This window comes from Bradyrhizobium sp. 521_C7_N1_3, assembly GCF_052075975.1.
Lineage (GTDB): Bacteria > Pseudomonadota > Alphaproteobacteria > Rhizobiales > Xanthobacteraceae > Bradyrhizobium > Bradyrhizobium japonicum.
Window position 1 is genome coordinate 9,923,014 of sequence record NZ_CP197232.1, and the last position, 23,837, is coordinate 9,946,850.

The window sequence follows — 23,837 nt, forward strand, 5'->3', positions numbered from 1 at the left end:
CACTCAAGATCTCTGCGCGCAGTTTGGAGAGCTTCGAAACTGACGTCCTCGACGAGGTTCTGCGCGCGCGGCGATCTGCACGGACGATACGGCAGTCAGATCTGGGAGCGCGTCAGATGCCCAGATATTTGTGCTGCAGATCAGGCTCCGCCATCAGCTCGACGGACGTGCCGCTCCACACCGTCTTGCCGCGCTCGATGATGTAGTGGCGGTCGCAGATGCGGGCGAGGTGATCGACGTTCTTGTCGACGACCAGGATCGACTGTCCCCGACTCTTCAGCAGCGACAGGCAGTTCCAGATTTCTTCGCGGATCAGCGGAGCGAGGCCTTCGGTCGCTTCGTCGAGGATCAGCAGCTTTGGGTTGGTCATCAGCGCGCGGCCGATCGCCAGCATCTGCTGCTCGCCGCCGGAGAGCTGGTTGCCCATGTTGGAAGCGCGTTCGGCAAGGCGCGGAAACATCACGTAGATGGCGGCGAGCGTCCAGGGATTGCTGCTGCCGAACCGATCGGCTGCGGCCGCGACGAGATTTTCGCGCACCGTGAGATTCGGGAAGATCTGGCGCCCCTCGGGAACGAGGCCGACGCCGAGTTTTGCAATTCTGTAGGACGGCAGCTGCCGGACTTCCGCGCCGGCGAAGCGGATCGTTCCGGCGCGCGCCGGAGTGAGGCCCATGATGGAGCGGATGGTCGTGGTCTTGCCCATGCCGTTGCGGCCCATCAGCGAGACCATCTCGCCCGGCTTGATCGACAGCGACAGGCCGAACAGCACCTGGGAAAGGCCGTAGCAGGTCTCGATGCCGTCGACGTCGAGCAGCGTGTCAGTCATCACCGCTTCAGACATGGTGCGTCACCACGTGCTGGTCGCCGAGATAGGCGCGCTTGACGTCCTCGTTGGCGCGGATCGCGGCCGGATCGCCCGAGGCGATGACGCGGCCATAGACCAGCACCGAGATGCGGTCGGCGAGCGCGAACACCGCCGGCATATCGTGCTCGACCAGCACGATCGAGACCTCCTTGCGCAGCTCCTGGAGCAGTTTCACCATGCGCTGGGACTCGGTGACGCCGAGCCCTGCCATCGGCTCGTCGAGCAGCAGCAATTTCGGCTTGCTGGCGAGCGCGACCGCAAGCTCGAGCTCGCGCCGCTCGCCATGGCTGAGCCTGGACACCACGACGTCGGCGCGGTGCAACAGGCCGACGCGGTCGAGGGCGGCATGCGCGGCATCGCGCAAACCCTTTTCCTTGCGCGCGTTGGCGAAGAAGCGGAACGAGTGGCCTGCATGCGCCTGCGCCGCCAGCGCGACATTGTCGGCGGCGGTGAAGTCGAGCAGCAGCGAGGTGATCTGGAACGAACGGGCGAGCCCCAGCGCGCAGCGGCGATAGGCCGGCAGATAGGTGATGTCGCGCCCCGCCAGCGAGACGCTGCCGGAATGCGGTTCGAGGTGCCCGGTGAGCTGGCTGATCAGCGTGGTCTTGCCGGCACCGTTCGGGCCGATGATGGCGTGCAGCTCGCCGGCCGCGACGTCGAGCGAGACGTTGTCCGTCGCAACGATGCCGCCGAAGCGGCGCACCAGCTTTTCGACGCGGAGCAGCGGTTCAGCCACGATTGAGCCTCCCGAGCAGGCCCATGATGCCGCCGCGGCCGAACAGCACGATCAGCAGCAACAGCGGGCCCATGATCAGCGCCCAGTATTCGGTGATCTGCGACAGGAATTCTTCCAGCAGCAAGAACACCACCGCACCCATCACCGGGCCGAACAGCGTGCCCATGCCCCCAAGGATCACCATCACCATGAGGTCGCCGGAGCGGGTCCAGTACATCACGGCCGGGCTGACGAAATCGGTGTTGTTGGCGAGCAGCGCGCCGGCAAGGCCGCACATCGTGCCTGAGATGACGAAGCAGACGAGCTGGTAGCGTTTTGCCGGAAAGCCGATCGCCTGCATCCGCTGCTCGTTGGAGCGCAGCCCCTGCAAGACGAGCCCGAAGCGCGAATTGACGATGCGCCAGATCAGGACGATCACGGCGAACAGGCAGGCGAGGCAGAGATAATAGAACTGCGTGCGGTTCGACAGGTTGATCAGGCCGGAGAAGTCGCTGCGCTTGTAGACGGTGAGACCGTCATCGCCGCCGTAACGTGCGAGGCCAGAGGCGACGTAGTAGGCCATCTGCGCAAACGCCAGCGTGATCATGATGAAGTACACGCCACGCGTACGCAGCGAGAGCGCGCCGATCACCAGCGCATAGATCGCGGAAGCTGCGAGCGCGACCGGGAACTGGATGAAGCCGGAGCCGACGCCTTCCTGCGCGAGCATGCCGACCGCGTAGCCGCCGATACCGAGATAGGCGGCGTGGCCGAAGCTCATCATGCCGCCAAAACCCATAATGAGGTTGAGGCTCGCGGCCGCCAGCGCCAGGATGACGATGCGGGTGAACAGCGTCAGGATGAAGATGTTGCCGGACAGCTGCGAGTAAAGCGGCAGCAGCACGAGGCCCGCCAGCATCAGGGCCGTGACGGCCTTGCTCACCGTGAAAGCCTTCATCGACGGTTGGCCGGAAACAGCCCCTCCGGCCGCACCACCAGCACGATCGCCATCAGCAGATAGATCAGCATGGACGACAGCGCGGGCGCCGCGGTGGAGGCGGCAGCGCCGCTCAGCACCTGCCGCAGCAGGTTGGGCAGGAAGGCGCGGCCGAGCGTGTCGATCATGCCGACGAAGATCGCGGCGAGGAACGCGCCGCGGATCGAGCCGATGCCGCCGATCACGATGATGACGAAGGCGAGGATCAGGATGTTCTCGCCCATGCCGATCTGCACGGTGAGGATCGGTGCCTGCATCAGGCCGGCGAGGCCGGCGAGCGCGGCGCCCAGGCCGAACACGAGCGTATAGAGCAGCTTGATGTTGATGCCGAGCGCGCCGATCATCTCGCGGTTGGAGGCGCCGGCGCGGATCAGCATGCCGATGCGGGTGCGCATCACGCCGAGATAGAGCAGCAGCGCGACCAGCAGCGCCACCACGATGATGGCGAGACGGTAGGCGGGATAGTGGATGCCGGGCAGGATCGGCACCGGCACCGTGAGCCAGGCCGGCAGCGGCAGCGCAAGCCCGGCCGGCCCCCAGATCAGCCGCACCGCTTCATTGAAGAACAGGATCAGGCCGAAGGTCGCGAGCACGTGGTCGAGATGGTCGCGCCCGTAGAGATGCCGCAGCGCCGTCATCTCCAGCACGATGCCGAGCACCAAAGTCGCACCGAGCGCCATCAGCGCGCCGAGCAGGAAGCTGCCGGTCCAGGCCGCAAAGGTCGCGGCGAAATAGGCGCCCATCATGTAGAGCGAGCCGTGCGCGAGGTTGACGAGATCCATGATCCCGAACACCAGCGTCAGGCCGGCGGCGAGCAGGAACAGGAGCAGGCCGAACTGCAATCCGTTCAAGAATTGTTCGACGACGAGCAGCATCAAAACTCTTTCAGGCGCACGCGGTGTCGCGCCGAAGTTCGAACACGGTCGCCATCAGTGAAAGAGCTCCCCCTGCCTCTTCAAGGCGGAAAAATGGGTAATGGCAGTATCGTTCCGAGGCAAGAGCGATTCAACACCAGACATGCACTTTGTTGCATGCCGGTGCATGCGATCGAAATTGGCCCTGCAAGAAGGCTGCCGCGCAGCATGGGTCAACCTGCCGCACCCAAACGATCGCCCTCCCCCAAGGCATGCCTGGGAGAGGGCGCGAAGGTCGACGGAAGTCGGAGAAGGCGTCTAGTGCGACGTCATCTGCCGGGGAAGATCATCCGGCTCGGCCAGCACGCTGTCGGCCGTCGAGGCTTCCAGCGCCGCCATCCGGAACAGATAGGCGAGCGTTGCCAATCCGGTGTCTTCCGCCATCTGCGCCAGCTCGAGCGCCATGTCGGACATGTAGCCGAGATTCTCGTCCTTGGTCTGCGCCATGATCTGGCTGTCCCGCATCATGTTCGACATCTCAGGCGCTCTTTCGTTGCGCGGCAGCAAGGCCGCAGAGGTTGGCACGGGCGACGGCGTCCAGACGCGGGCCGTCCTGTTGTACGATCGAATCCATGCCGATGCGATCATGCAGGGCATCGAGGGTCTCGCGGCGAATGTCGATGGTCGCCGCCATGGTCCAGGCGTTCTCCACCAGCGCGGGCAGACCAAGCGGCGTCACGACAAAGCCGGCCTCATGGAAGCGCGGCAGCCACCAGGTCTCCATGATCGCGCTGACCTGCGCGATGCCCTGATTGAGGCAGAACTCCTGCACCGCTGCCATCAGTTGCAGGTTGAGAGCGCCGTCGCGGCGATCGCGCACGACGAAGTAGCGCGACCATTCCCAGACCAGCGGATTCGCAGGGCAACCGCGAACCGACGCCAGATGCGGGAAGACCTCGCTCATCATCGAGGGCTTGGTCGTGGGGTAGAGCCGGTGACCGCCGACGACGCGCCGGCCTTCCAGCGCGAGCAGATAGACGGTGTCCTCGTCGTCGTAGGAATCGACCTCGCGGCAATCAGGCCGGCGCAGCGTCTCCCAGTGCCGCTCCTCGACGAAGATGTCGTGGCGTAGTCGGAAGTGCTGTTCGAGTACGTCTTCGTAAAGGTGGCGATTGACCGAAGAAATTGCGTGAATCATGAAAACCCCCATTCAGCCTGAATGAGGGGCAGCCTCCGCGAAAAGCGGCAGGATCGATATTGGGAAATTTCCCAGTACGTCGCTTAGGGATTGATGATCTTGTTGCGAATCGCCAGTGCAACCGCATGCGTGCGGTTGACGGCACCGAGCTTGCGCGCGGCGGTTGCAAGATGCTCTTCGGCGGTACGCTGCGTGATGTGCAGGATCTCGCCGATTTCCCAAGCCGACTTGCCCTGCGAGGCCCAGGCGATCACCTCACGTTCGCGCGGCGTGAGACGCGTCGAGAGATGCGGCGCGGGATCGAGCAGGCGGCGAATATGGTCGAAGCCATACATTGCCATCAGGTGCAACGCCGGCTTGCTGCGGGGATTGAGGTCGAGATGGACGCCGCCGAGCGACACCGCCGCCTCGTAGCCGGTGAGCCCGTGGATCGGCACGATGAAGCCGCGCGACATTCGAAAATCGGTGGCACGGTTCATCACCTCGGCCGCGTCCGGCTCGAGCTCGGCATCATAAGGCGCTTCCGCCCATTCGAACGGATTGACCGATTGCCGGCACAGCCGCACCACGGGGTCGACGCGGTCGTAATTGTTCTGGGTGTAGAGATTGAACCATCCTGCCGGCCAGCGCTTGGCAAGCACCATCTGCGCGAACCGCTGATCGGGATTCGGCAACCCCGTCACGATGATGGTTTCGAAGCCGAAGCGACCGAACGCCGCCTCAAGCGCATTCATGGCGTCCGGTACCTTGCGATAGGTCCCAAGGCCTTCGATGAAGTCGAGCGCTTCCCGGCCATAATCTACGGCGTCTACGGCGGACATCGGTGCGTTTCCTGAGCCTCGCCGTCGGTATAGCACGTATTTGGGAGCTGCCTCAATTCGCTGCTTCCGTAGTTTACCGGCCCTCGTCTGCACCGCAGATTTAATCTACTTGTGGAGGAAGTGACGTCAAGTTACACCTATGCCGTCTTAAGCGGGAAAATCACGATGGAAGACGAGGACATCGCCCTCAACAGCGTGCTCGGCCTGGAACTCAACCGCGTGTTTTTCGCCGTCCGCGAAACGGCAAACAAGCAGAAGATCATCGAGTACGCGCGCGACGTGCTGCAGCGCGAACGCGCGGAGCGGCCCGGCAGCGCGTCGCCCGAGAGCCCGGCGAGCTAGAACGCAGTTACAGATCAGGCGTAGGCTCCGGGCGAGCGGCGCCCGTCCATTCGAACGTGCCGATTTTGGCCGAAACATTCTGACTGCGAAGTTAATCAGCAATTGTTGCCGGTGAGCGAGCTGCGCTCTTACCCTCCCCTGGAGGGGGAGGGTGAAGCGCCGCCCGCTCCGTCGCACACTTGCCGCTGGATGACATCACGGCTCTCGTGAGATGATCGCCACCAAGATCCTCTTTGGGATGCCCACAACATGATGACGTTGCGCCAGGTTGAAGTGATCCGTGCCGTGATGGTGACGGGTACCATCGGCGGCGCGGCGAAGCTGCTCAACGTGTCGGCGCCGGGGATCAGCCGGCTGGTCAAATACACCGAGCGCACGCTCGGCATCCGCTTCTTCCAGCGCCAGAACGGGCGCTATTTCCCGACGCCGGAAGCCGAGAACATCTTTGAGCAGATCAACGGCGTCTACAAGAAGGTCGACGACCTCTCCGAGCTCATCTCCAAGATCGGCCGCGGCGGTTTGTCGGAATTGCGCATCGGCTCGGTGCCGAGCATCTCCCAGGTGATGGTGCCGCGTGCGATCGAGCGCGTCCGGCGCCGCTATCCCGATCTCGGCATCGACATCAACATCCTCAAGCTCGAGGAGGCCATCGACTACCTCCTGCTCGGCCGCGGCGAATGCGTGGCGATGAGCTATCGGCTCGAGCATTCCGGGCTCGACTTCATGCCGCTCGCCTCGGGTGAGCTCTATTGCATCGTGCCGCCGGGTCACGAGCTTGCGGGCCGCAAGCAGGTCTCGGCGGCCGAGATCACCCGCTATCCGCTGATCGGCATCGATCCGAACGATCCCTACGGCCGGATCATGGCTGGGATCTTTGCGCGCCACCGGCTCGACTACAACATCACGATCCGCGCGCGCTTCGGCACCACGGTGTGTGCGCTGGTGAAGGCAGGGCTCGGCATCGCCATCATCGACCAGTTCACGGTGGCCCATGGCGGCTATCCGGGAATCGAGCTGTTGAAGATCACCGAGCCGACGCGGTTCGAGACCTATATCGCGGTGAAGCGCGGCGCGCCGCTGTCGCTCCATGTCGAGTATTTCATCGAGTCCCTGCGCGCCGAGATGCGCACGGTGGAGCCCTCCCGCAGCGAGGACAAGGCCGCCCCGGCACGCGGGCGAAAGAAATAACATTATGTTAGGTTTGCCCAATAAATGGGTAATTGTGTTAGGCACGGGAAAGGCTATCGTCGCAACTGGAAGCCCCCTTGGAATTGTGCGGATTTCCCCGCTAATGGCCAGGACCCAACGCTCCCAACGAGACGATAGCCAACCATGTCCAAGCGCGGATACACCGCCAGCAAGAAGCTTCTCACCGGCCTGATCGGGGCGCCGATTGCGCACTCCGCCTCCCCCGCAATGCACGAGCGGGCCGCCGAGGCGCTCGGCCTGCGCGGTCACTACCAGCTCATCGAGGTCGCCGGCGCCGATGCGGCCGGGCTCCGCATGATGCTCGAGGGCGTGCGGCGGCTCGGCTTTGCCGGCGTCAACGTGACTTACCCTTACAAGGAAGCGGTGGTCCCGCTGCTCGACGAGCTGGCGCCGGGCGCGGCCGCCATGGGCGCGGTCAACACCGTCGTCGTCAGGGACGGCCGGCTGATCGGCCACAACACCGACACGACCGGGTTTGCGCGCGCGGTCGCGCCGCTGCTGGCACCGTCCGGAAATGCAGTCGCCGTGATCGGAACGGGCGGCGTCGGCAAGGCGATCGCCTTTGCGCTCGCGAGCCTGAAGGTCTCCGGCCTCCGCATCTTCGACAGCGAGACGGCGCGCGCCGAAAAGCTCGCTTCATTGCTTGCCAGGCACGGCGGCGCCACGGTGGCGAAAAGCGTCGAGGACGCGCTCGATGGCGCAACCGGCCTCGTCAACGGCACGCCGGTCGGCATGTTGCCGAACCGGGGCATGCCGGTGCCGGCGGCCTTGCTGCACGAGAAAATGTGGGTCGCGGACGCCGTCTATTCGCCGCTGATCACGCCGCTGCTGGCAGCGGCACAGGCCAAGGGCGCGCGGATCATGACCGGGCGGGAGCTCGCGATCTACCAGGCCGCCGACGCCTTCGAACTGTTCACAGGACTTGCCCCATCGACCGAGGTTATGGGAGAGGCATTCGACGAGGTGATGGCGGCACGAAGCGCAGCCTACCACGCCGCGTAACCGAAGCGGCCGGACACAAGGCCGCGGACCATATCAACGAAAATGGGAGGAGTGACCATGAAATCGACCCTAGTGGCAGGTGCCTTGCTTGCCTTCGCGACTGCAACCAGCGTCCACGCGCAGGCGATCAAGCTCGCCGACGTCGCCGAGCTCTCGGGCGGCGGCGCCACCGTCGGCACCAACTGGAAGAACGGCATCGACCTCGCCATCGAGGAGATCAACGCCAAGGGCGGCGTGCTCGGCCGCAAGCTGGAGGTCACCCACGCCGATTCGCAGTCCAACCCCGGCGTTGCGCGCGCCCAGGTGCAGAAGGCGCTCGACGCCGAGCCCTATGTGCTGCTCGGGCCCGGCTATTCCGGCTCGGTCAAGGTGACGGCGCCGCTCGCGGCCGAAGCCGGCATCGCGCAAATCATGGGCGGCGAAGCCGCCGAGCTGACGCAGGCCGGCAACAAGTTCCTGTTCCGCACCTCGTTCGGCCAGCAATCGTCGATGCCGAAGGTCGCAAAGTACATCCACGACGACATGAAGGCGAAGACGGTCGCGGTGGTCTGGGTCAACAACGACTTCGGCCGCGGCGGCCGCGACGTCGTCGTCAAGGAACTCGACCGGCTTGGCTCCAAGGTGGTCGCCGATCTCTCGACTGAAGCGGGACAAGCCGACTTCGCCGCCGACGTCGGCAAGATCAAGGCAGCCAACCCCGATGCGGTGTTCGTCTACCTGAATGAAGAAGAGAGCGCGCGCATCCTGAAAGAATTGAAGCGCCAGGGCGTCACCGCGCCGCTGATGGGCGAGACCACGTTGATCGGCCAGAAGGTGATCGAGTTCGCCGGCGATGCCGCCAACGGCGCGCGCGGCCATGTCGGCCTCACCACGGACGCGCCGGTCGACCTGATCAAGGCGTTCCGCGACAAGTTTTCCAAGAAGTACAATTACGTGCCCGACCATAACGGCCTGAAGGGCTATCTCGCCGTCTACATGGTGAAGGCCACCACCGAGAAGATGGGCAAGGTCGACAGCAAGGCGTTCGCCGACACGCTGCACGGCCTGACCATCAAGGCCGCGGACGAGCCGGGCATCCTGATGGACGTCACCTTCAGCGAGACCGGCGACATCGACCGGCAGAGCTTTCTGGTCGAGGTGGTCGAAGGCAAGCAGGTGGTGAAGCAGGTCCTGCCGAAGGTGAAGTGACGATCTTCGCCTCTCCTCTCCCTCGCCCCGCTCTCCGCGGGGGGAGGGCCGGGGTGAGGGGCCGCCTCTGCAGTCGCGGTGACAGTTGAATTTGCGGAGAGAGCCCCTCACCCCGCCCTCTCCCCGTAAGAACGAGGAGAGGGAGAAATAAGAAGGCGGGGGGAGACGACGGAGCGGCGAGAGGGGAAAATGTCCAATCTGTTCGATCTTCTGGTCGCGGGACTTGCCACCGGCGCGATCTATGCGCTGGTCGCGGTCGGCTTCACGCTGCTGTGGCAGACCTCGCAAACCATCAATTTTGCGCAAGGCGAGTTCGTGATGCTGCCGGCATTCCTGATGCTGGCGACGATGCATGCCGGCGCGCCGTTCTGGCTCGCGATCATCCTCGGCATCCTGCTCTCGATGATCCTGCTGGGCCTCGCTTTCAAGATGCTGCTGGTCGATCCGATGATGCGCCATGGCGTGCTGCCGCTGGCGATCGCGACGATGGCGCTCGCGATCGGCATCAAGGAGGCCGTGAAGCAGTTCTTCAGCGCGGAGGCCTCGCCCTTCCCCTCGATCGTGCCGACCGGTGATATCTCTATCCTTGGACACGCGGTGTCGCTGCAAAGCATCGGCGTCCTCGTCCTCGCCATTCTTGCCGTCTTCGGCCTGACGAGCCTTCTCAACCGCACGTCGCTCGGTCACCAGATGCAGGCAGCGGCGCAGAACCCGACGGTGGCGCGCATCATCGGCGTGCCGGTCGAGCGCATGATCCTGCTGACGTTCCTGATCAACGCCTTCCTGGTCGCGCTGGCGTCGCTTTTGATCACGCCGATCTACCTCGCAAAATTCTCCTCCGGCGAGGTGCTCGGCCAGGCCGCCTTCATCGCCGCGATCGTCGGCGGCTTCAACCAGGTGCGCGGCGCCATCGCCGGCGGCCTCCTGATCGGCGTGCTCGACAATCTCGCGGCCGCCTATGTCTCGACGCAGTACCGCGCCGCCGTGCCGATGATCTTCCTGATCGCCGTCATCCTGTTCCGGCCGCAGGGCTTGCTCGGCCGCGCCGAGGAGCGCACCGTATGAGCGGCTTCGCCAAACCGTTGAAGATCGCGCTCGGCCTCATCGTCATTGCCGGCCTGATCTTCGTGCCCATGAACTTCAACCGCTACGGCCTGTTCATCCTGAGCCAATGGGCGGTGATGAGCATCGCCGCCATGGGGCTCAATTTGACGCTCGGCTATGCCGGCCAGGTCTCGCTGGCGCAAGGCGCCTTCGTCGGCATCGGCGCCTATGCCGCCGCGATCATGACCACCCATGGCTGGCCGCTGCCGGCGGCGATTCTGGTCGCGATCGTCTTGAGCTTCGCGGTCGGCTGGGTGCTCGGCTATCCGGCGCTGCGCGTGCAGCATCATTACCTCGCCTTCGTCACGCTCGCCTTCTCCACCCTCGCCTTCCTGGTGTTCCGCAACGAAAGCTGGCTCACCGGCGGCATCTACGGCATCTCCAACATTCCGCGGCCGCACATCTTCGGCATCGCGACCAACAAGCCCCTGCCCTTCTACTATGTCTGCCTCGGCTCGCTTGCGATCGTGTCGCTCGCGGTGTGGTGGCTGATCCGCTCGCCCTGGGGCCGCGCCTTCATGGCGTTGCGCGAAAATCCGCTGCGCGCGCAGTCGCTCGGCGTCGACACGAGGCGCTATACGCTGATGGCCTTCGCGATCGGCTCGGCGCTCGGCGGCGTTGCCGGCGCGCTCTATGCGCCGCTGACGCAATATATCGATCCCGTGCCGTTCAACCTGTCGCTCTCGCTCGACCTCTTGATGATGGTGATCGTCGGCGGTGCCGGCTTCTATTTCGGCCCCTTCCTCGGCGCGATGATCGCGGTGCTGTTGCCGGAATGGCTGCGCTTCACGGAAGGGTATTATCTGATGCTCTACGCGGTCGCGGTGATGCTGCTCTTGATCTGGTCGCCAACCGGCATTCTGGGAATTCTCGATCGCTACCTCGCCGAGCGCCGCACCAAGGCGGCCTCCGCGCTGCGCGCCGTCGCGAAGTCCCGGCTGGAGACGGTGCAATGAGCGCGGTCCTGGAAGTCACCGGCATCAAGAAGAATTTCGGCGGCATCAGCGCCGTCGATGGCGTCTCATTCGACGTCCGCGAGGGCGAGATCCTCGGCCTGATCGGCCCGAACGGCTGCGGCAAGTCGACCCTGTTCAACTGCATCCTCGGCCAGCTCACACCATCAGGCGGCGAGGTCAAGCTCGACGGCAAGCTGGTCACGGGCCTGCGTCCCGCCGAGCTCAACAAGCTCGGGGTCAGCCGCACCTTCCAGCTCTTGCAGGTCTTCCCAAAGCTCTCGGTGCGCGAGAACCTGATCCTCGCGGGACAGGAGCACCAGGGCAATATGGCCTCGCGCCTGGTCGGCCGCTCCGATGCCGGGCTGACCGAGGCCGCCAACCAAATGATCGGCTTCTTCAAGCTCGACCATCTCGCCGACGAGCCGGCCGGCGGGCTCTCCTATGGCCAGCAAAAACTGCTCGACGCCGCAATGGCCTTCATGGGCGGGCCGCGCCTCGTGCTGCTCGACGAGCCCGCCGGCGGCGTCAACCCGTCGATGCTGTCGGACCTGAAGGATCGCCTGGTCGCGATCAACCGCGAGAAGAACGCCACCTTCGTCGTGATCGAGCACAACATGGAATTCGTGATGTCGCTGTGCTCGCGCGTGATGGTGATGGCGGAGGGCAAGGTGCTGGCGATGGGGCGGCCGGACGAAGTGCGGAAAAATCCCGCCGTGATCGAAGCCTATCTCGGACATTAGGAAGCCATCATGAGCGACCCGATCCTCTCGGTTCACAATCTCGTCGGCGGCTACGGCAAGATGACGATCCTGAACGGCACCACCTTCGCCGTGCCGCAGGCGACCATCACCACCATCATCGGCCCCAACGGTGCCGGCAAGTCCACGGTGTTCAAGGCGATCTTCGGCTTGTTGAAGCTGCGCGAAGGCAAGATCAGCTTTGCGGGCCGCGACGTCACCAATTTGAGCCAGCGCGCGCTGCTCAATGCCGGCATCTGCTACGTGCCGCAGGGTCGCAACATCTTTCCCGAGCTGTCGGTGCGCCACAATATCGAGCTTGGCGGGGTCTCGGCTGGGAAAGGCATCGACCTGCCCGTGCGGATCGAAGCCGCGCTCGACCTGTTTCCCGCGCTGCGCCGCAAGTCGGCGCAGCAGGCCTCCACACTCTCCGGCGGCGAGCAGAAGCAGCTCGAGATCGCGCGCTCGCTGCTGCTCGAGCCAAAGCTCGTGCTAATCGACGAGCCCTCGATCGGCCTGTCGCCGCTGATGGTGCAGCAGACCTTCGACATCCTGAAAGGCTTGCGCGACCGCGGCGTCACCATCCTGATGATCGAGCAGAACGCGCGCTCGGCGCTGGAGATTTCCGACATCGGCATCGTGCTCGAGCTCGGCCAGACCCGCATGGTCGATGGCGCGAAGCGAATTCTGAACGATCCGCGCATCGGCCAGCTCTTTCTCGGCGGCGCCATGGAGGACAACGCAGCATGAACAAGCGTTCGATCGCGACCGTCTCGCTCTCGGGCAGCCTGGACGAGAAGCTCCGCGCCATCGCATCAGCCGGGTTCGACTCGGTCGAGATCTTCGAGAACGACCTGCTGTCGTTCGGCTCGGGCCCGCGCGAGGTGGCGCAGCTGTGCAAGGATCTCAATCTCGAGATTTGCGCATTCCAGCCGTTCCGCGATTTCGAGGGCATGCCGGAGCCGCAGCGGACACGCAACTTTGCCCGCGCCGAGCGCAAGTTCGACCTGATGCAGGAGCTCGGCACCGACCTGCTGCTGATCTGCTCCAACGTCTCGCCCGCCTCGCTCGGCGGCATCGACCGCGCCGCGGACGATTTTCGCGAGCTCGGCGAGCGCGCGGCCAAGCGCGGCTTGCGCGTCGGCTATGAGGCACTGGCCTGGGGCCGCCATGTCAACGACTACCGCGACGCCTGGGAGATCGTGCGCCGCGCCGATCATCCCGCGATCGGCGTCATCCTCGACAGTTTTCACGCGCTGGCGCCCGGCTTTCCGGTTCGCGCCATGGCCTCGATCCCCGGCGACAAGATCTTTCTGGTGCAACTCGCCGACGCGCCGAAGCTCGAGCTCGACATTCTCTCGTGGAGCCGGCACTTCCGCTCCTTCCCCGGCCAGGGCGATCTGCCGGTCGGCGAATTCATGCAGGCCATCGCAGCGACCGGCTATGCCGGGCCGCTGTCGCTCGAAATCTTCAACGACCAGTTCCGCGCCGGCTCGTCCGCGCAGACCGCGGTCGACGGCCTGCGTTCGCTGATCCTGCTGGAGGACCAGCTCGCACCGGATTGGCCGAAGCTTGTCGGCAAGCCGCTGGCGCCGAAGGCCAGGAGCCATGGCACCGGCTTCATCGAGTTTGCCGTCAACGAGACCAAGGCGGTCGACCTCGCCCGCCTGCTCGCGCAGCTCGGCTTCCGCAGGACCGGCAAGCATCGCAGCAAGGCCGTGGAGCGCTGGTCGCAAGGCAAGGTCGAGCTCGTGATCAATTGCGAGACCGACGGCTTTGCGCATTCGCATTACGTCACGCACGGCCCCGGCGTCTGCGCGATTGCGCTCGACGTCGACAATGCCGGCCTTGCCATGCAGCGCGCCGAAGCGCTGAAGGCGCGCACCTTCTACCAGCCGGTCGGGCCGGGCGAGCTGGAGATTCCCGCGATCCATGGCGTCGGCGGCAGCCTGCTCTACTTCCTCGATCAGGCCGGCAAGAACTGGGATACCGATTTCGAACCGGTCGCAAGCGACGCGAACGCCGACGCCCTGCTCGCCGTCGATCACATCGCGCAGTCGATGCCTTACGACGAGATGCTGTCCTGGCTGCTGTTCTACACCGGCATCCTCGACCTGAAGCGGCTGCCGCAGATGGAGATCGCCGATCCCCGCGGCCTCGTGCAGAGCCAGGCGGTCATCAACGCCGACCAGAGCCTGCGCTTCGTGCTCAACGGCTCATCCGCCAACCGCACCCTGCCGGCGCGCTTCATCTCGGAGTTCTTCGGCTCGGGCGTGCAGCACGTCGCGTTCTCCTGCCGGGACATTTTTGCGACGGTCGCCGCGATGCGCAAACGTGGCGCGGATTTCCTGGATATCCCTGACAACTACTACGACGACATCGAAGCCAAATATGATCTCGCGCCCGACCTGATGGCGCAGCTGCGCGCCAACCACATCCTCTACGACCGCGAAGGCGACGGCGAGTTCTTCCAGGTCTACACGCACATCTTCGATGAGCGCTTCTTCTTCGAGATCGTGGAGCGACGGGATTATCAGGGATTTGGCGCAGCCAATGCCGGGATCAGGCTCGCGGCGCAGGCCCGCGAGGTAAGACCCGCGAGCATGCCGCGGGTGTGAAGGCGGTACGGCGGAGGTCGCGCCGCCTCTCGCTGCAACGGCTATGTCGCAATCTTTCGGCGAATAGAACGGATCGCGTCTGGAGACAACGCAGCACCCCACTCGCCGCTCGGCAGATCGCCGAGCAGGTTCGAGAGCTCGACCGCGAGCGCTCGAAGCCGCGCATTCTCCTCGAGCAATCGCATCACTTCGTTCGACGGCGATTCATCGTCGTCGAATTCTTCCAGAAGCTGTGGCGACAGACGTTCGAGTGCATCGTCGGACATAACGTCGTCCGCAGTCGAATTGATTTTCCGCGTCTTGCTGTGCGGCGGCAAATATTTATCACTCATCGGCAAGTCCCCCGAGGACATGCCCCCGACCTTATCCAGCCAGGTTCGAATGAGTCGTGGGCGGATTTGAGTCCAAAATCAGACCGGCGCGCGACCTTGCGCGGGCGCAGGTCGAATGAATGCCGTCATGAATCGGTCGCAGCACATCGGCGCATACGACGCGAGAGATTCCCCTCTCCCCGAGAACGGGGAGAGGGGAAGAAGAGACCTCACTTCATCGCGCACTTGTCGTGGAAGCGGTCCTGGTCGTTCTCAACGATGGTCGCGACGGTCTTCAGCGAGAGCTGGCCTTCGCCGTCCTTGACCACGTCCTGGAGATAGAAGCTCTGCACCGGGATGTGGTTCTTGCCGTATTTGAACGCGCCGCGCAGCGACTTGAAGTTGGCCTTCTCCATCTCGGCCTTCATCGCGTCCTTCTTGCTGGTGTCGCCCTTCACAGCGACCACCGCGCTGTTGATGAGCTGGGCCGCGTCATAGGCCTGCGCGCCGTAATAGGTCGGGCGCAGATTGGGGTACTTCTTGCGGTAGTCGGCGACGAAGCGCTTGTTCTGCTCGTTCGGGAGGTCGTTGACCCATTCCTGCGCGCCGGGCACGCCGAGCGCGTTCTCCTTCTGGAGCGGCAGCGACAGCTCGTCGACCGTGAAGGCGGTGTAGAGCGGCATCGTGCTCTTCAGGCCGGCCTGCGCATATTGATTGAGGAACTGCACGCCGGCCGCACCGGGATAGAACACGAAGATCGACTCGGCGCCCGATGCGCGCGCCTTGGAGAGCTCGGCGGAGAAGTCGAGCTGGCTCGGCCAGACCGTGTATTCCTCGCCCTTGACCTCGCCCTTGAACGTGCTCTTCAGGCCGGCGAGCATGTCCTTGCCGGCCGCGTAGTTCGGCCCGATCAGGAACACGCTCTTGACGCCCTTCTGGTTCATGTAGAGGCCCATGGCGGCGGGCGTCTGGTCGTTCTGCCAGGAGGTCGAGAACACGTAAGGCGAGCACAGTTCGCCGGCGAGCTGCGACGGACCGGCATTGGCCGAGATCAGGAAGGTCTTCGAATCCACCGCGGTCTTGAGCGAGGCCAGCAGCACGTTCGACCAGATGTAGCCGACGATGAAATCGACCTTGTCGGACTGCACCAGCTTCTCGGTCTTCTGCTTGCCGACATCGGGCTTCTGCCCGTCGTCCTCGTAGATCACCTCGACCGGCTTGCCGTCCATCTTGCGGCCGATGTGATCGAGCGCGAGCTCGAAGGAATTGCGCATGTCGTTGCCGATCACGGCGGTCGGGCCGCTGAAGGTCGAAACGAAGCCGATCTTGATGGTGTCGCCGGCGAAAGCCTGATTTGCCAGCACCAGCGCCGCTGCGCCCGCCAGCCAGAATGCCGTCCTCATAACCACTCCCCTCCTTATTATTGATCCCGGAAACGGGGTGATCGCCGCCCCCGGGTCTGTCTCTATTGAACGCAAAATCTGTCGCGCCGCCAATGGCTCAGCGCCCGCCCCTGCACCATATTTCGCCCCAATTGAGGATGGCAAGAAATATAATTCTACTCACTTCGGCCAAGACCGGTCCAAGGCTGCGGCGCTTTTTCACAGGGCATACCGATACGCCCGGCCTATGCCGCGATTGATGACGGCTATTGGACTACGGCGCCCAAAGCGCACTTACATGAAGGAGAGAGCAGCAGCGAGATTCGAGGGTGTCATCATGGCCGCAAATCCCCACCGCGTCGTCATCGTCGGAGCCGGCTTCGGCGGGCTGGAGACGACCTACCGGCTTGCGGGCGCGCCGGTCGAGATCACGCTGATCGACCGCCGCAACCATCATCTGTTCCAGCCGCTGCTCTACCAGGTCGCGACCGCCTCGCTCGCGACCAGCGAAATCGCCTGGCCGGTCCGGCACCTGATGCGCGACCGGCGCGAGGTGACGACCCTGTTCGCGACGGTGAGCGGCGTCGATGCCGACCGGCGCTGCGTGCTGATCGACGACGGCAGCGAGGTCCCCTACGACACGCTGGTGCTCGCCACCGGCGCCCGCCATGCCTATTTCGGCCATGACGAGTGGGAGCAGTTCGCCCCCGGCCTGAAGACGCTGGAAGACGCGACCACGCTGCGCCGTCACATCCTGGTGGCATTCGAGCGCGCCGAGCGCGAGACCGATCCGGCCAAACGCGCGGCGCGGCTTACCTTCGTCATCGTCGGCGCCGGCCCGACCGGCGTCGAACTCGCCGGCACCATCGCCGAAATGGCGCACCACACGCTCCCCGCCGACTTCCGCAACATCGACACCCACAAGGCACGCGTGGTGCTGATCGAGGCCGGACCGCGCGTGCTCGCGGGCTTTCCCGATGATCTCTCGGCCTATGCGCAGGCCTCGCTGGAAAAGATCGGCGTCGAGGTCGTGCTGGGCCAGGCCGTCACCGAGATCAACCGTGAGGGCGTCGTGTTCGGCGGCAAGCTGCTCGAAGCAAAGACGCGGATCTGGGCCGCCGGCGTGCGCGCCTCGCCCGCCGCCGAATGGCTGGGCGCACCAAGCGATCGCGCCGGGCGCGTGGAGGTCGAAGACGACCTGACGATACCCGGTCATCCCGAGATCTTTGCGATCGGCGACACCGTGTTGATCAACGCCTGGGAGGGCAAGCCGGTGCCCGGCATTGCGCCGGCCGCCAAGCAGCAGGGCCGGCACGTCGCCGAGACCATCAAGGCGCGCCTGCGTGGCGAGAACAAGGGTGCATTCCGTTACAAGCACTCCGGTAGCCTCGCACAGATCGGCAAGCGGCTCGCCGTGATCGATTTCGGCAAGGTCAAGCTGCGCGGCACCATCGCATGGTGGATCTGGGGCATCGCCCACATCTACTTCCTGATCGGGCTGCGCCACCGTCTCAGCGTCGCCCTGAGCTGGCTCTGGATTTACGCCCGCGACCAGCGCGCGGCGCGGTTGATCACGCAGGGGAGCAGCAAGGTGGCGTAGGGACGCTGCCGCGGCGCGCTCCTCTTACCCTCCCCTGGAGGGGGAGGGTCGCTACGCATGCAGCGAAGCGAAATGCGACGCGGGGGGTGGCGGTCTCTCCTAATCGAATACTGCCCGAGTGGAGAGATCACCCCACCCCGCTCGCGCTACGCGCGATCGACCCTCCCCCTCCAGGGGAGGGTGAAGGAAGGCCGCGCTCGCGGCACTACTTCACCAGCTCGCACCCGCCCTCGGCCAGCGGCCTAAACGCCTGGTCCGCAGGGATCGTCGAGACCAGCTTGTAATAGTCGTACGGATATTTCGACTCCTCCGGCTTCTTCACCTCGAACAGATACATGGGATGCACGACGCGACCGTCCTGGCGGATCGTGGTGTCGCCGAACAGCTTGTCCTTACCCCTGAACTTCTTCATCTCGGGCACGGCGTCCTTCGCATTGTCGCTGCCGGTCGCCGCGACCGCGTTCAGATAAGCGAGCGTCGAGGCATAGACGCCGGCTTGGTTGCCGCTCGGCATCTTGCCGTTCATGCCGGGCCGCGCCGCAAATCGCTTGGCGAAGGCTCGCGTGTCGTCGTTCAAGTCCCAGTAAAACGCTTCCATGAGCTGGAGGCCCTGGGCGACCTTGATACCCATGCCATGAACGTCGTTGATGAAGAGCAGGAAGGCGACGAGCTTCTGCCCGCCTTGCTGGATGCCGAATTCGGCCGCCTGCTTCACCGCGTTGATGGTGTCGCCGCCGGCATTGGCGAGGCCGATCACCTGCGCTTTCGAGCCCTGCGCCTGCAACAGGAACGAGGCGAAGTCGGAGGTGCCGAGCGGGTGCTTGCTGGAGCCCAGCACCTTGCCGCCGTGGCCCTCGATATATTTTTGAGCCTCCGCCTCGATGCCCTTGCCGAGCGCATAATCGACCGTGAGGAAATACCAGTCCTTGCCGCCGCGCGACATCATCGCGGCCGCCGTGGTGTTGCCGGTCGCCCAGGCATCGTTGACCCATTGGATCGTATTGGGCGAGCAGGCCTTGCCGGTGAGATCCGAGCTTGCGGTCGACGACGCCAGGAACGTCATGCGGCTGTCGCGCAGCAGTGTGTTGATGGAGAGGCCGACGGCCGAATTCGGCACGTCGACAATGGCATCGACGCCCTCGACATCGAGCCATTTGCGCGCGATCGCGTTGCCGACATCGGCCTTGTTCTGGTGGTCGGCATAGACGATCTCGACCTTGATGTTCTTGCCGCCGCCGTTGAAATCTTCCGCCGCCATCCGCGCGGCCTCGACCGAGCCCATGCCGTTGGTGTCCTGGAAGATGCCCGAGATGTCGTTGAGCACGCCGACACGCACGACATTGTCGGAGATCTCGGCGCTTGCCGCGCCGCTCATCAGGCTCGCCGCCAGCGCAAGCGTCCATTTCAGGTGTTTCATCGTTCCCTCCCCTTTGTGTGTCGCGCCGGTCGGCGCCGGCACGTTCTGGAATTCAGACCTGCCGTTCCGGCAATCTCAGCACCAGCCCGTCGAGCGCGGGCGTGATCATGATCTGGCAGGCCAGCCGGCTGTTCGGCAGCCGCTCGGCGGCGGTGCCGTCGAGCAGCGCGTCTTCGTCATCAGCCATCGCGGGCAGGCGCGCGAGCCAGGCTGCGTCGATATAGACGTGGCAGGTCGCACACATGGCATTGCCACCGCACTCGGCCAGGATGCCGTCGAGACCATGGCGGGTCGCGGCCTGCATGGCGCTTTCGTCGCCTGAGGTCTCGACACGGTCGGACTTGCCGTCGGCATGGATGAAAGTAATGGCTGGCATCAAGGCTCCTCGTCAGGCCGGGGTGATGGTGACCGGCAGGCTGTCGAGCCCGCGCAGCGTGTTGTTGAAGCGGCGTTTCGGCTCGCCCGTGATCTCGATCTTCGCGATACGCCGCGCCAACGCCGTCAGCATCACTTCGCCTTCGAGGCGTGCGACGAGCTGGCCGACGCACATGTGGATGCCGGAGCCGAAGCCGACATGGCCGGACGAACGGCGCGTGATGTCGTAGCTGTCGGGCTTGTCCCAGCGGCGCGGATCGCGATTGGCGGCAGCAAGGAACATCAGCACCTTCTCACCTTCGCCGATCGACGAGCCCGACAGCTCGACCTCACGTGTGGTGGTGCGGAAGAAGGTCTGCACCGGGCTTTCGAAACGAACCGCTTCCTCGAAGGCGCTACGCGCGAGCGTGAGATCGTTGCGCAGGCGCTGCCATTGCTCGGGGAAGCGCGCGAGGCAATAGACGGCCGCGCCGATGCCGTTGACAGTGGTGTCGAGACCGGCCGACAGCAGCGAGCGCACCAGCAGTGGCGCTTCGGTGGCCGTGATCGCACCCTCGTCGACCTGGGCATGAATGCAGGCGCCGAAGCCGCCCGGCGTAAGGTTCTCGCGCTGGCACTGCTCGGCAACATAGGCTTGATGCGGCGTCGAGCGCGCAATCGCCTCCCGGCGCAGCTCATTGGGCGGCCCGAATGCGTTGAACACGACGCTCGCGTAGGGAATCAGATGCTCGCGCCCCTCGGATTTCAACCCAAGCGCATCCGGGAAGATCGAGAGCGGATAGGCCTCGGCGAGGTCGGCGATCGCGTCGAAGCTGCGCCTTTCGATCAGCGCGTCCACCCGCTCCTCGGCCGCCGCGGCAAAGCGGTCGCGCACCTGCTTCATCACCGTCGGCGACAGCACCTTCGAGAGCACGGCGCGGGTCCGCGTATGCGCGGGCGGATCGGCCTCGAGGATCAGGCTGGGCGGCCGCCACGGCGTCTCCTTCTTGAAATCGGAGAGGCCGACGCCGCGGCTGGAGCAGAACGTCGCGGGATCGTTCAGCACGGCGTGGACCTCGGCATAGCGTGCCACGCCATAGACGTTCCACTTGTCGAGATAGACGACCGGCCCTGCCTCCCGCAGCAGCTCGTGCGTGGGATACGGGTCGGCGAAAAAGTTCATGTCGAAGGGATCGACGTCGAGATGCGGGACACCTGATACGGCGGAGCCGGGTGCGCTCATTGAAGTCCTCCCTTATTTTGATCTTGTGAAAGGGCCGCGCTTGGCCTTAGGTCTTCGGACACGCCGCGAGACAAAAAGCCGATATGCCGCCGTCTTCGACCAGAGCCCGCCAAAGGCCCGCACCCGCCGAAACCGGGCCGACGCTCGATCTCGACCGTTACGTCCCGGCTTTCGTCACCTTCATCGCCAACAAGCTCTCGAACAGCGCCACCGCGTTCTACCAGCGCGAGTTTGGCGTCAACGTCACGGAATGGCGGATCATGTCGCTGCTGGCGATCGAGCCCGGCATTCCCGCCTCGCGGATCTGCCACGTCATCGGTTTTGACAAGGGGCCGGTGAGCCGGACGCTTGCCGGCCTTGAGAAGCGCGGGCTGGTGTCGATCCGCACTGACCCGAACGACGGCCGCACCCATTCCATCGCGCTCACGGCCAGAGGCCGCGCCACCCATGACAAGGTGATCGTCGCGGCGTTCGACCGCGAGCGGCGGCTGTTGTCCTGCCTGAGCAAGGACGAGCGCGAGGTCCTGATCGATCTGCTGCGCCGGCTGCACGAAAATCTCGGCGCAGTGACCGGCAGCAGCACCAGTTGACGCGCGCGTGAAGCGCGCGGCATCGCCGCCTCCAGGCATACGCCGGCATTTGCCCGCGGCACCCTCTCTGCCGATCATCGTTTCCTCCAGGATCAGGCGCAGCGGTTCCCCCGCCGTCATCCCTGCCTGGAACGGTTCGCATAAATTAGTTGCTTAAGCAACAAAAGAATCATGCAGGATATTGCGGCAGAATGGCTGGCGTACTTCGCTCGTCATTCCGCGGCGCGCGTAGCGCGAACCCGGAATCCATCGTGCAACACCCCCTGCGGTGGAATGGATTCCGGGCTCGCGCCAAGGGCGCGCCCCGGAATGACAGCGGAATGTGGCTTCGCTAACGCGGCCGCTACAGACCGATCCACTCACCCGACGCATCATCATTCACCCGCACCACCGCATCGGCACGCCGCGTCAGCACGGCGCGCTGGTTGATGTAACCCTTGTCGGTGATCTCGCCGCCGTCCACCGACGGCGGCTCGGCGAGCAGCAACGCGCGCGTGGCGTGGCCGGAGGAGTTGGCGCCCTGCTGTTTCAGCTTCGCCAGGCCCTGCGCGATTGCCGCTCTGACCTTCCCATCATCAAGCACATCGTTGACGCCTGCCGTCTCGGGCAAGCCAGCATGGGCACGACACGCCGCCATGTTCGGGAACACCAGAAACCGCACCTCGTCGCCGCCATGGCCGGTGACGACGATGTCCTGCGCCAGCGGCGCGAGTGCCGCGATGCCGGCGACGCGCAGCGTACCGACGCTGACCCAGGTGCCGGAATTGAGCTTGAAGTCCTCCGCGACGCGGCCGTCGAAGAACAACCCGCGCTCAGGCCGTTCCGCATCGGCAAGCTTCACGGCATCGCCGATCAGATAGAAGCCCTCGTCGTCGAAAGCCTGCCTCGTCAGCTCCGGCGCCTTCCAGTAACCCGGCGTGACATTGGGGCCGCGCACCCGCACCTCCAGCTTGTCGCCCGACGTGACGAGCTTCAGCTCGGTGCCGGGAATGGGCACGCCGATATTGCCCGAGCGCTCCGCGAAGAAATGACAGTCGGTCGCCAGCGGCGACGTCTCGGTCGAGCCCCAGGCCGACACCATCGGCAGCGCACGACCAACAGTCTCCACCGAAAGCTGCTCGAGCGCGTCCCAGAGGTTCTGCGGCAGCGCGGCGCCGGCATAGAAGGCGAATTTCACCTCGTCGAAGAAGCGGCGGCGCAGCTCCTCATCGCCGCGCAGCGCTGCGATCAGCATGTCGAAGCCACGCGGCACGTTGAAATAGACCGTCGGCATCACGCTTTTCAGATTGGCGAGTGACGTTGCGAAGAGACCGGGCGCGGGCTTGCCACCGTCGATATAGAGCGCCCCGCCGTTACGCAGCACGAGATTGAAATTGTGGTTGGCGCCGAACGTGTGGCTCCAGGGGAGCCAATCGAGAATGACGAGATCGCCGCGGCCCGGTTCGAGAAACGTCCAGGTTTGCGCCTTGGCCTGCTGGCTCGAGGTCAGCATGCGCTGGGTGTTGATGACGGCTTTCGGCGTGCCGGTCGAGCCCGAGGTGAACAGGAATTTTGCGATCGTGTCCGGTGTCACCGCGGCGAAGGCTTTTGCGACGTCGCCCGTTTCGGGCGTCGCCGCGATGTCACGGAAGGCCAGCGCATCGGCATCGCCGGCATTGCCACTGATGATCTGCGCCTTGTGCAGCGGCTTGATCGCCGCGAGCGCGGCAGCGAATGGCTTGGTCGCGGAGACGTAGATCGCGCCGGGCTCCAGCAGCGAAATCATGCTCTTGAGCTTGTCGAAATCTTTCGACATCAGCGAATAGGCCGGCGAGATCGCGGCCGAGGGCACACCGACATGCTGGGCCGCAAGCGCGAGCAGCGCATGGTCGATGCTGTTGTCGGAGAGGATGACGACGGGACGCTCGGCGCTGAGCTGTTGCGCCAAAATCCAGCTCGCCGCTGCGCGTACCCGCCGCAGGGCGCCCGCATAGGTCATGGTGGCCCAGGGCGTGTCGGCGCTGTCACGCTCGGCGAGGAAGATCGTGTCAGGCGTCTGCCGCGCAAAATGCTCCAGCCAGTCGCCGATGCAGCGGGCGCCGTCGCGCAAGGGTTCTGGCGAGCGCAGCACGATGCTGCCGTCGGCGCGATGTTCGGCGACGGTCTTGGGCGTTGCGAACAGGCTCGAAGCGTCACCGCGTGCGGCGGTTGTCATGGTTTCCTCCTCGCCCGGACGTCCGGATCGGCGGCAGCCTCGTTCCGGGCCGCTTTGGCCATATTGTTGGGCATGACAATTGTTGTCGTCAACAACAATATTCCGCGAAGGCCTCCGGGGCGCTAAGGTTGCACGGCAGG

24 protein-coding genes are annotated in these 23,837 nt (G+C 64.7%); 11 read left to right on the forward strand and 13 right to left on the reverse strand.

Going from position 1 to position 23,837, the window contains the following annotated elements:
* Nucleotides 1-112: 112 nt before the first annotated feature.
* The 7 genes from AB7008_RS47140 to AB7008_RS47170 all read right to left on the reverse strand — a co-directional run bounded on the left by AB7008_RS47140 (nt 113) and on the right by AB7008_RS47170 (nt 5,450).
* Complete coding sequence (locus tag AB7008_RS47140) at nt 113-841, reverse strand: ABC transporter ATP-binding protein (RefSeq protein ID WP_441261066.1); 729 nt, start codon at nt 839-841, stop codon at nt 113-115.
* Entirely contained in the window at nt 834-1,601 is a 768-nt protein-coding gene (locus AB7008_RS47145) for an ABC transporter ATP-binding protein (protein ID WP_028155176.1), read from the reverse strand. Before AB7008_RS47145 ends, AB7008_RS47140 begins: the two co-directional genes overlap by 8 nt.
* Nucleotides 1,594-2,538 (reverse strand): branched-chain amino acid ABC transporter permease, encoded by a 945-nt coding sequence (locus tag AB7008_RS47150; protein ID WP_014491266.1) that lies wholly within the window; start codon nt 2,536-2,538, stop codon nt 1,594-1,596. The genes AB7008_RS47145 and AB7008_RS47150 overlap by 8 nt, the downstream gene beginning before the upstream one ends.
* Nucleotides 2,535-3,452 (reverse strand): branched-chain amino acid ABC transporter permease, encoded by a 918-nt coding sequence (locus tag AB7008_RS47155; RefSeq protein ID WP_028148057.1) that lies wholly within the window; start codon nt 3,450-3,452, stop codon nt 2,535-2,537. The genes AB7008_RS47150 and AB7008_RS47155 overlap by 4 nt, the downstream gene beginning before the upstream one ends.
* A gap of 297 nt (nt 3,453-3,749) precedes the next feature.
* Nucleotides 3,750-3,968: a hypothetical protein gene (locus AB7008_RS47160; protein ID WP_014491264.1), complete on the reverse strand. Its 219-nt coding sequence runs from the start codon at nt 3,966-3,968 to the stop codon at nt 3,750-3,752.
* Nucleotide 3,969: 1 nt separating this feature from the next.
* A complete protein-coding gene (locus AB7008_RS47165; protein WP_014491263.1) occupies nt 3,970-4,629 on the reverse strand; it encodes an acyl-homoserine-lactone synthase in 660 nt (219 codons plus the stop codon).
* A gap of 83 nt (nt 4,630-4,712) precedes the next feature.
* Entirely contained in the window at nt 4,713-5,450 is a 738-nt protein-coding gene (locus AB7008_RS47170) for a helix-turn-helix transcriptional regulator (protein WP_014491262.1), read from the reverse strand.
* A gap of 165 nt (nt 5,451-5,615) precedes the next feature.
* On the opposite strand from AB7008_RS47170, the gene AB7008_RS47175 reads away from it, so the two are divergent.
* From AB7008_RS47175 to AB7008_RS47215, 9 genes are all read left to right on the forward strand, one after another.
* Nucleotides 5,616-5,792 (forward strand): hypothetical protein, encoded by a 177-nt coding sequence (locus AB7008_RS47175; RefSeq protein ID WP_441261067.1) that lies wholly within the window; start codon nt 5,616-5,618, stop codon nt 5,790-5,792.
* 249 nt (nt 5,793-6,041) lie between these two features.
* Nucleotides 6,042-6,980 carry a LysR family transcriptional regulator gene (locus AB7008_RS47180; RefSeq protein ID WP_038933431.1) on the forward strand — a complete coding sequence of 313 codons (939 nt, stop codon included), beginning with the start codon at nt 6,042-6,044 and terminating at the stop codon, nt 6,978-6,980.
* 144 nt (nt 6,981-7,124) lie between these two features.
* The gene (locus tag AB7008_RS47185) at nt 7,125-8,003 is read left to right on the forward strand and encodes a shikimate dehydrogenase (protein WP_441261068.1); all 879 of its coding nucleotides are present in this window, start codon (nt 7,125-7,127) and stop codon (nt 8,001-8,003) included.
* Nucleotides 8,004-8,060: 57 nt separating this feature from the next.
* Complete coding sequence (locus AB7008_RS47190) at nt 8,061-9,191, forward strand: ABC transporter substrate-binding protein (RefSeq protein ID WP_441261069.1); 1,131 nt, start codon at nt 8,061-8,063, stop codon at nt 9,189-9,191.
* A 189-nt stretch (nt 9,192-9,380) separates the two neighbouring features.
* Nucleotides 9,381-10,256: a branched-chain amino acid ABC transporter permease gene (locus AB7008_RS47195; RefSeq protein WP_014491257.1), complete on the forward strand. Its 876-nt coding sequence runs from the start codon at nt 9,381-9,383 to the stop codon at nt 10,254-10,256.
* Nucleotides 10,253-11,251, forward strand: coding sequence for a branched-chain amino acid ABC transporter permease (locus AB7008_RS47200; protein WP_028155180.1), 999 nt, complete (start codon nt 10,253-10,255; stop codon nt 11,249-11,251). Before AB7008_RS47195 ends, AB7008_RS47200 begins: the two co-directional genes overlap by 4 nt.
* A complete protein-coding gene (locus AB7008_RS47205; RefSeq protein ID WP_028155181.1) occupies nt 11,248-11,991 on the forward strand; it encodes an ABC transporter ATP-binding protein in 744 nt (247 codons plus the stop codon). The genes AB7008_RS47200 and AB7008_RS47205 overlap by 4 nt, the downstream gene beginning before the upstream one ends.
* A gap of 9 nt (nt 11,992-12,000) precedes the next feature.
* Nucleotides 12,001-12,738, forward strand: coding sequence for an ABC transporter ATP-binding protein (locus AB7008_RS47210; protein ID WP_028155182.1), 738 nt, complete (start codon nt 12,001-12,003; stop codon nt 12,736-12,738).
* On the forward strand, nt 12,735-14,606 hold the full coding sequence (locus AB7008_RS47215; protein WP_441261070.1) for a bifunctional sugar phosphate isomerase/epimerase/4-hydroxyphenylpyruvate dioxygenase family protein: 1,872 nt from the start codon (nt 12,735-12,737) through the stop codon (nt 14,604-14,606). The genes AB7008_RS47210 and AB7008_RS47215 overlap by 4 nt, the downstream gene beginning before the upstream one ends.
* Before the next feature lie 41 nt (nt 14,607-14,647).
* On the opposite strand, the gene AB7008_RS47220 is transcribed toward AB7008_RS47215, so the two are convergent.
* On the reverse strand, nt 14,648-14,938 hold the full coding sequence (locus AB7008_RS47220; protein ID WP_028155184.1) for a hypothetical protein: 291 nt from the start codon (nt 14,936-14,938) through the stop codon (nt 14,648-14,650).
* A 209-nt stretch (nt 14,939-15,147) separates the two neighbouring features.
* Nucleotides 15,148-16,320 carry an ABC transporter substrate-binding protein gene (locus AB7008_RS47225; RefSeq protein WP_248880442.1) on the reverse strand — a complete coding sequence of 391 codons (1,173 nt, stop codon included), beginning with the start codon at nt 16,318-16,320 and terminating at the stop codon, nt 15,148-15,150.
* Between the two features lie 316 nt (nt 16,321-16,636).
* Between AB7008_RS47225 and AB7008_RS47230 the strand changes: the two genes are divergently transcribed.
* Nucleotides 16,637-17,899 carry an NAD(P)/FAD-dependent oxidoreductase gene (locus tag AB7008_RS47230; protein ID WP_038933439.1) on the forward strand — a complete coding sequence of 421 codons (1,263 nt, stop codon included), beginning with the start codon at nt 16,637-16,639 and terminating at the stop codon, nt 17,897-17,899.
* 205 nt (nt 17,900-18,104) lie between these two features.
* Here AB7008_RS47230 and AB7008_RS47235 read toward each other — a convergent pair whose 3' ends face one another.
* From AB7008_RS47235 to AB7008_RS47245, 3 genes are read right to left on the reverse strand one after another with little or no spacing between them, the layout of a single operon-like run.
* A complete protein-coding gene (locus AB7008_RS47235) occupies nt 18,105-19,316 on the reverse strand; it encodes an ABC transporter substrate-binding protein (RefSeq protein ID WP_441261071.1) in 1,212 nt (403 codons plus the stop codon).
* 52 nt (nt 19,317-19,368) lie between these two features.
* Entirely contained in the window at nt 19,369-19,692 is a 324-nt protein-coding gene (locus AB7008_RS47240; protein WP_208067634.1) for a 2Fe-2S iron-sulfur cluster-binding protein, read from the reverse strand.
* A 12-nt stretch (nt 19,693-19,704) separates the two neighbouring features.
* The gene (locus AB7008_RS47245) at nt 19,705-20,913 is read right to left on the reverse strand and encodes a cytochrome P450 (RefSeq protein WP_441261072.1); all 1,209 of its coding nucleotides are present in this window, start codon (nt 20,911-20,913) and stop codon (nt 19,705-19,707) included.
* Between the two features lie 83 nt (nt 20,914-20,996).
* Here AB7008_RS47245 and AB7008_RS47250 point away from each other — a divergent pair, with 83 nt between their 5' ends.
* A complete protein-coding gene (locus AB7008_RS47250; RefSeq protein ID WP_063979940.1) occupies nt 20,997-21,503 on the forward strand; it encodes a MarR family winged helix-turn-helix transcriptional regulator in 507 nt (168 codons plus the stop codon).
* Nucleotides 21,504-21,846: 343 nt separating this feature from the next.
* Here the strand turns inward: AB7008_RS47250 and AB7008_RS47255 are convergent, their stop codons facing one another.
* Nucleotides 21,847-23,697 (reverse strand): feruloyl-CoA synthase, encoded by a 1,851-nt coding sequence (locus tag AB7008_RS47255; protein WP_441261073.1) that lies wholly within the window; start codon nt 23,695-23,697, stop codon nt 21,847-21,849.
* Nucleotides 23,698-23,837 lie beyond the last annotated feature (140 nt).

What these genes read in the sequence shown, in the direction of transcription:
- AB7008_RS47235 (WP_441261071.1), bottom strand. Translation starts at nt 19,316, where the DNA reads ATGAAACACCTGAAATGGACGCTTGCGCTGGCGGCGAGCCTGATGAGC.
- AB7008_RS47160 (WP_014491264.1), bottom strand. Translation starts at nt 3,968, where the DNA reads ATGTCGAACATGATGCGGGACAGCCAGATCATGGCGCAGACCAAGGAC.
- AB7008_RS47205 (WP_028155181.1), top strand. Translation starts at nt 11,248, where the DNA reads ATGAGCGCGGTCCTGGAAGTCACCGGCATCAAGAAGAATTTCGGCGGC.
- AB7008_RS47195 (WP_014491257.1), top strand. Translation starts at nt 9,381, where the DNA reads ATGTCCAATCTGTTCGATCTTCTGGTCGCGGGACTTGCCACCGGCGCG.
- AB7008_RS47230 (WP_038933439.1), top strand. Translation starts at nt 16,637, where the DNA reads ATGGCCGCAAATCCCCACCGCGTCGTCATCGTCGGAGCCGGCTTCGGC.
- AB7008_RS47155 (WP_028148057.1), bottom strand. Translation starts at nt 3,452, where the DNA reads ATGCTGCTCGTCGTCGAACAATTCTTGAACGGATTGCAGTTCGGCCTG.
- AB7008_RS47220 (WP_028155184.1), bottom strand. Translation starts at nt 14,938, where the DNA reads ATGAGTGATAAATATTTGCCGCCGCACAGCAAGACGCGGAAAATCAAT.
- AB7008_RS47255 (WP_441261073.1), bottom strand. Translation starts at nt 23,697, where the DNA reads ATGACAACCGCCGCACGCGGTGACGCTTCGAGCCTGTTCGCAACGCCC.
- AB7008_RS47225 (WP_248880442.1), bottom strand. Translation starts at nt 16,320, where the DNA reads ATGAGGACGGCATTCTGGCTGGCGGGCGCAGCGGCGCTGGTGCTGGCA.
- AB7008_RS47245 (WP_441261072.1), bottom strand. Translation starts at nt 20,913, where the DNA reads ATGAGCGCACCCGGCTCCGCCGTATCAGGTGTCCCGCATCTCGACGTC.
- AB7008_RS47240 (WP_208067634.1), bottom strand. Translation starts at nt 19,692, where the DNA reads ATGCCAGCCATTACTTTCATCCATGCCGACGGCAAGTCCGACCGTGTC.
- AB7008_RS47185 (WP_441261068.1), top strand. Translation starts at nt 7,125, where the DNA reads ATGTCCAAGCGCGGATACACCGCCAGCAAGAAGCTTCTCACCGGCCTG.
- AB7008_RS47170 (WP_014491262.1), bottom strand. Translation starts at nt 5,450, where the DNA reads ATGTCCGCCGTAGACGCCGTAGATTATGGCCGGGAAGCGCTCGACTTC.
- AB7008_RS47215 (WP_441261070.1), top strand. Translation starts at nt 12,735, where the DNA reads ATGAACAAGCGTTCGATCGCGACCGTCTCGCTCTCGGGCAGCCTGGAC.
- AB7008_RS47200 (WP_028155180.1), top strand. Translation starts at nt 10,253, where the DNA reads ATGAGCGGCTTCGCCAAACCGTTGAAGATCGCGCTCGGCCTCATCGTC.
- AB7008_RS47175 (WP_441261067.1), top strand. Translation starts at nt 5,616, where the DNA reads ATGGAAGACGAGGACATCGCCCTCAACAGCGTGCTCGGCCTGGAACTC.
- AB7008_RS47165 (WP_014491263.1), bottom strand. Translation starts at nt 4,629, where the DNA reads ATGATTCACGCAATTTCTTCGGTCAATCGCCACCTTTACGAAGACGTA.
- AB7008_RS47250 (WP_063979940.1), top strand. Translation starts at nt 20,997, where the DNA reads ATGCCGCCGTCTTCGACCAGAGCCCGCCAAAGGCCCGCACCCGCCGAA.
- AB7008_RS47150 (WP_014491266.1), bottom strand. Translation starts at nt 2,538, where the DNA reads ATGAAGGCTTTCACGGTGAGCAAGGCCGTCACGGCCCTGATGCTGGCG.
- AB7008_RS47140 (WP_441261066.1), bottom strand. Translation starts at nt 841, where the DNA reads ATGTCTGAAGCGGTGATGACTGACACGCTGCTCGACGTCGACGGCATC.
- AB7008_RS47180 (WP_038933431.1), top strand. Translation starts at nt 6,042, where the DNA reads ATGATGACGTTGCGCCAGGTTGAAGTGATCCGTGCCGTGATGGTGACG.
- AB7008_RS47210 (WP_028155182.1), top strand. Translation starts at nt 12,001, where the DNA reads ATGAGCGACCCGATCCTCTCGGTTCACAATCTCGTCGGCGGCTACGGC.
- AB7008_RS47190 (WP_441261069.1), top strand. Translation starts at nt 8,061, where the DNA reads ATGAAATCGACCCTAGTGGCAGGTGCCTTGCTTGCCTTCGCGACTGCA.